The 5,731-nt window shown below is 46.8% G+C and carries 5 protein-coding genes, 2 tRNA genes and 1 pseudogene; all 8 read left to right on the top strand.

Going from position 1 to position 5,731, the window contains the following annotated elements; translation table 11 throughout:
- Positions 1–306 precede the first annotated feature (306 nt).
- Entirely contained in the window at positions 307–504 is a 198-nt protein-coding gene (locus E0D98_RS20920; protein WP_000917733.1) for a hypothetical protein, read from the top strand.
- Between the two features lie 151 nt (positions 505–655).
- Positions 656–1,714: a site-specific DNA-methyltransferase gene (locus tag E0D98_RS20915; RefSeq protein WP_131890954.1), complete on the top strand. Its 1,059-nt coding sequence runs from the start codon at positions 656–658 to the stop codon at positions 1,712–1,714.
- Between the two features lie 40 nt (positions 1,715–1,754).
- A tRNA-Ile gene (locus tag E0D98_RS20910) sits at positions 1,755–1,830 on the top strand.
- A gap of 8 nt (positions 1,831–1,838) precedes the next feature.
- Positions 1,839–1,915: transfer RNA gene (locus E0D98_RS20905), tRNA-Arg, on the top strand.
- A 278-nt stretch (positions 1,916–2,193) separates the two neighbouring features.
- Entirely contained in the window at positions 2,194–2,622 is a 429-nt protein-coding gene (gene tolA, locus E0D98_RS20900) for a cell envelope integrity protein TolA (RefSeq protein ID WP_050877298.1), read from the top strand.
- A 468-nt stretch (positions 2,623–3,090) separates the two neighbouring features.
- Positions 3,091–3,256 (top strand): annotated as a pseudogene (locus E0D98_RS28040) (DNA methyltransferase); the annotation flags it as partial.
- 63 nt (positions 3,257–3,319) lie between these two features.
- Positions 3,320–4,045 carry a helix-turn-helix domain-containing protein gene (locus tag E0D98_RS20890; protein WP_000382066.1) on the top strand — a complete coding sequence of 242 codons (726 nt, stop codon included), beginning with the start codon at positions 3,320–3,322 and terminating at the stop codon, positions 4,043–4,045.
- A gap of 1,594 nt (positions 4,046–5,639) precedes the next feature.
- Positions 5,640–5,731 (top strand): DUF1737 domain-containing protein (locus E0D98_RS20880; protein WP_131890951.1); only part of this gene is annotated, 92 nt, incomplete at its 3' end.

Here is a 5,731-nt window from a genome sequence, read left to right as displayed (position 1 = left end):
GTATTACATTATTGCGCGCTATGATGATCGTCTGGTGTTATCGAAATCATACAGGAGTGGGGGTAAGAAATTCGTTATATTTAATAGCGGAAATATTAATGATTTTGAAATTAATACTGTCAGAGTACGTTAAAATTTCCTGAGTAATAAAGATTTTACTGCCCGGCATTGAGCGGTTTTTTTATGCCAGAAAAATGGTGCAGTACATAAAATGTGCAGGTGGTTATTAATACCGGTCTTTCAGCTTGCTGGCTTTTTTGACAAGAGTTATTGGTGTGTCACGTTAACCGGAAAAGGGAAAAAGACATGCTGAAACAGCAGGATATGACAGAAACCGCCAGAGCAGTTTTTAATGAATTAAGTGCCACCGAACCGGCGACAGTCGGGGAGATTGCACAGAATACGTACCTTTCACGCGAACGCTGCCAGCTAATACTGACCCAGCTTGTTATGGCGGGTCTGGCAGACTATCAGTTTGGTTGTTACAGACGCCTTCAGTCCTGAAGGCTTTTTTATTTGTGGTAAATGGGCGGCTGGTGGGTGTTAGGGGCACTCACCAGCCATCTGCTCATGCGTTGGGGTCACAAGCAAACCTCAGGCCCATCTGCTTTGCGCAAAAGCGGTATGAGCCTATCAGAGACAGGCTTAATGATCCATGTTTAATACTGTAAAAATATCCAGTTGTGAGTTAATCAACGCCGACTGCCTGGAATTTATCCGGTCGTTACCCGAAAATTCTGTTGACCTGATAGTCACGGACCCGCCGTACTTTAAAGTGAAGCCTGAGGGCTGGGATAACCAGTGGAAGGGCGACGATGATTACCTGAAATGGCTGGACCAGTGTCTTGCGCAGTTCTGGCGGGTGCTGAAACCTGCCGGAAGTCTTTACCTGTTCTGTGGCCATCGCCTGGCATCTGATATCGAAATCATGATGCGTGAACGCTTCAGTGTGCTGAGCCATATTATCTGGGCGAAGCCGTCCGGACGCTGGAACGGGTGCAACAAGGAAAGCCTGCGGACGTATTTCCCCGCCACAGAGCGCATTCTGTTCGCGGAACATTATCAGGGGCCGTATCGTCCGAAAGATGCCGGGTATGAGGCGAAGGGCAGGGCACTGAAACAGCATGTGATGGCTCCGCTGATTGCTTACTTTCGTGATGCGCGTGCTGCCCTGGGGATAACGGCAAAACAGATAGTGGATGCCACAGGAAAGAAAAACATGGTGTCGCACTGGTTCAGTGCCAGTCAGTGGCAGCTGCCGGACGAAAGTGATTATCTGAAATTACAGGCGCTGTTTGCCCGGGTGGCAGAAGAGAAGCATCAGCGGGGTGAACTGGAAAAGCCCCACCACCAGCTGCTGGAGACGTATACTTCACTGAACCGGCAGTATGCGGAACTGCAGAGTGAATATAAGCATCTGCGGCGGTATTTTGGCGTGACGGCGCAGGTGCCGTACACGGATGTGTGGACGCATAAACCGGTGCAGTACTATCCCGGGAAACATCCGTGCGAAAAACCGGCAGAAATGCTGCAGCAGATAATCAGTGCGAGCAGTCGTCCGGGTGACCTGGTTGCAGATTTCTTCATGGGGTCGGGTTCGACAGTCAAAGCCGCGATGGCGCTGGGGCGTCGTGCAACTGGCGTTGAGCTGGAGACTGAACGTTTTGAGCAGACGGTCAGGGAAGTACAGGATTTAGTCAGTCAGAATGGATGATATTGCAGGATTAGTTACGTACCGTTATTATCATGCGCCCGGCCCTTTAGCTCAGTGGTGAGAGCGAGCGACTCATAATCGCCAGGTCGCTGGTTCAAATCCAGCAAGGGCCACCATATCCATACCGCCATTAGCTCATCGGGATAGAGCGCCAGCCTTCGAAGCTGGCTGCGCGGGGTTCGAGTCCTCGATGGCGGTCCATTATCAGCATTATGCGTTGTTGGTTCTGATGAGTGAATCATTGTCTTTTGAGCAACAGGCTATCATATAAGATAGCCTCAGACTTCCTTGTTTATTCTCGCCGGATGCTTCGTAGATATTTGCAGGCATCTGTATGCAGGGGTATTATTGCGGCATATATCATCCGGAAAAATAAAAACTACATGCTGATCCGGAGATGATAGTTACAAGTCCTCCCGGATCCCGCATATTTACTATATTTTATAGATAATTGTTCTTGTTAATATGGAGATGGATAAATGTATTGCCGTGCTGTACCGGTTCTTGTTTTGATATTAGCCAGTCTGACAACTGGCTGCACAAAAGATGTATCGACAAATAATTATGATGCTTCTCTGTATCACTCAGATAAATTAATAAAGTCACAAAATTTGAGCTCATCGGAACGTAGCCCTGATGCCAGTGAAGAAATCCGGCAGTATGCCACTCAGGTCAGGAAAGCCATAGAAGAACAGTTAAAGGATGCGAGTAAGTATTCAGGAAAAGAGTGTTCACTGAGAATGTATATGGCCCCGAATGGTCTTCTGCTACAGGTTAAAAGAGAAAGCGGTGATCCCGATTTATGTCGTGAAGCGATGAATGCAGTAAAGAATGCTGATATACCATCACCACCGTCTTCAGGAGTATATAAAGCATTTAGAAATGGCGTGCTGGATTTTAAACTCTGACAGGGGGGAGAAGATTTTCTCCTGTCCTGATGATTTTGGGGCGCTGGAAAGATATTGTGCTGTGAAGTGTTAAATCCCTCACAATTCAGTAAGTTGACAGTTGCCTGTCAGACTGAGCATTTGTTAAAAAAATTTCGCATGGTGAATCCCCCTGTGCGGAGGGGCGACTGGTGAACGGTATGATCTCTTTGATGATCGTAAGCGAGAATACGCGGGTTTGGTGTCACCGGGCTGAACTCACCGGGAGGCACCCGGCACCATGCTCATGGTGATACAGAAATGCGGCTTCAGCCCCTCTCCGGAGGGGCTTTCTTATGGACAAAAAAAGCCCGCGCTGGGAGACGCGGGCGGCAAGGAATAAACAATAAAACGTGAAGTAATACTTCAACTGGCGAATAATACCCGACAGTAATCACTCTGCGCAATAGCGTGGCCTTTTTCGAATTGCGGGCTGTAGTCTCCCTTCTGCCGGGTGTCCTGGTTGCAGATTTCTTCATGGGGTAGGGTTCGGCAGTTAAAGCAGCGATGGCGCTGGGGCGTCGTGCAACTGGCGTTGAGCTGGATACCGGGCAGTTTTGAACAGACTGCGCAGGAAATCAGGGATGTATTTAGCGGGAGCGGTTTGCAGAAGTAATCTCCCAAAATGCCATTTTTGGAATATACTGGTATTAAGTCTTTTTGCTCAGGTTAATTCAAAATGGATGTTGCCTGCTCTGTGGTCCTGATTCGCTATCCGATAGATATTTTTCTTGAAAAAGAAAAAGTTTCACTCGATGCCGGAAGTGTTATGCTTGTTGCCAGAAATATAAGAGGGCTTTTCTGTGCTTATGCCGACAGAGTGAAAATGGCAGATATAAGTAACAGCGTCGTCAATCAGTATCTGGAAAGGGAGTGTGAACTGACGGAGTATACACCGACAAAAATGCCTCTTTATTTGATGTCTGATATTTACAATACGGAACTGGCGGAGGCTTTAATAACCCAGCATAGTGAATCCAGTGATACTTTGAAGGATTTCTCTGTTATAACCGCATTTTCATGTATCTCCTTATTTGCAACAGACAGACGTCTGCCATTATTTTTGTCCGGTGCTGTAAATAATATCAGCTGTAAAGTAAGGGCTATAATTCAGACCGACATATCGGCAGGCTGGATGCTTGGTGTGATTGCATTACAATTGCATATGAGCGAAAGCTTGTTGAAGCGAAAACTTAAGGATGAAGGTTATAGCTTTAGTCGGTTGTTGCTGGAGGAGCGAATGCGTGTTGCTGTTAATCTTGTATGTTTCCAGCGAGAGTGTGGACAAGCGATAGCGGAAAAATGTGGTTACTCAAGTAAGTCCTACTTCATTTCTGTATTTCACCAGTATTATGGTGCACCACCTGAGAGCTATGCATATTTGCAGAAAGCAGACGTTATCTGATGTTTTTTCATCAGGCATATATTGATTGACTGTATTAGATATAGTCTGAATGTGTTCAGCATAAAAAGTTATAATCATTTGGTGTTTGCGTGAATATTGATGAGAAAATCAGATGTAGCCAACTGTTACAGCGTATTGAAGCCGTCAATGTGGAACGAACAAAGGTCTTCAGTCGTCTGACAGTTTTATTTTGTACCCCTGATCGACGTTCAGGTCAGGAGATGGTTCTTCTGGATGTAGATGCACTTCGGAACGTCTGTGAGGAGTTCACCGCGGCTAATTCGGAGTTACTGAGTCTTGTTCAGGAGTACAACAGAATTGCAGGTAGTAACGGTTTTGATGAAATCAAAATTATATCCCGTGGATAAAACATATCCTGTATATTTATGTTGTTACATACAGGCGCTTTTAGTATCTGCCGCACGGCAGTTGTACTTCAGAATAAGATGCTTTTGTGACTGGTGGTGTTGTATCTGGGGTTAGCCAGTAGGCAGGTTCAGAGAGTCCGGTGGTAATTATGTGTATGCAGTGGTTGTTGCTGTACCGTGGGCAAGTTCTGGAACTGGCTTCGTCCATTGTAGATGATTGTTAGCTGGATATCAGTTACCTCATGGAAATGTTAAATGACTCACAATTCGGTTGATGGGCTATTGTCTGATCGATGGAAGTCTTGTAAAAACGAGCCAGCATAGTGAATCCCCCTGTGCGGAGGGGCGTCTGACATGGTCTCCATAGCGATGGTCACAATACGCAGATTCAGTAGTCAGGCTGAATCTACCGGGAGGCACCCGGCACTATGCTGCTTATGGTGTATACATAGCGATCGGCCCCTCTCCGGAGGGGCTTTTTTTGTGCGGGAAAAGGCTGTGTTGTTAAGTGTTAAATTCCTCACAGTTCAGATGGTTGATGCTTGCCTGTCTGAGGGGGAGTTGTTAAAAAAGTTCTGCATGGTGAATCCCCCTGAGCGGAGGGGCATATCAGCGCAGGTGTTTCTACTCTATCCTTTCTGTGCGGGTTCAGGTGCTGATACTGAACTCACCGGGAGGCACCCGGCATCATGCATATGGTTAACAGACACGTAGCGAAGCCCCTCTCCGGAGGGGCTTTTTTATGCAGGGAAAAGGCTGTGTTGTGAAATGTTAAATTCCTCACAATTCATGAGGTTGATGATTGTCTGATTGATGAGGAGTTTGTTAAAAAAAAAGGGCATGGTGAATCCCCCTGTGCGGAGGGGTGATATCGTATCATTTCCTGTGTGGCCGACTGATATCACGGACATTTGTTCACCGGGAGGCACCCGGCACCATGCAGTATACAGAGATTAGGCATACATCCAGGCTCCTCATCGCAGGAGCCTTTTTACATGTAAAAAAAAACCGCTCCTGGGAAGAGCGGTTGGCAAGGAAGCAAGGAATAAATAACAAAACGTGAAGTAATTTATTCAGCACCCTAATAATACCTTAGAGTAATCACCTTGCGCAACTGTAAGGGCGTATTTCTTTTTTGCGGGCTGTTTTTCTGTGTGACTTTTGTGTTTCCGGAGGTCAGTCCGTGCCTTCTCTGACTCAGAACATTATCCCGGCCGGGAGGATTCATGGCATTTAAACACTACGATGTGGTCAGGGCGGCATCGCCGTCAGACCTTGCTGAACGACTGACACAAAAACTGAAGGAGGGCTGGCAGCC

The organism is Escherichia sp. KCJ4928 (assembly GCF_004352695.1).
Lineage (GTDB): Bacteria > Pseudomonadota > Gammaproteobacteria > Enterobacterales > Enterobacteriaceae > ECMA0423.
Note: the sequence above shows the minus strand (reverse complement) of the source record. Positions and strands in the feature narration are given on the sequence as shown.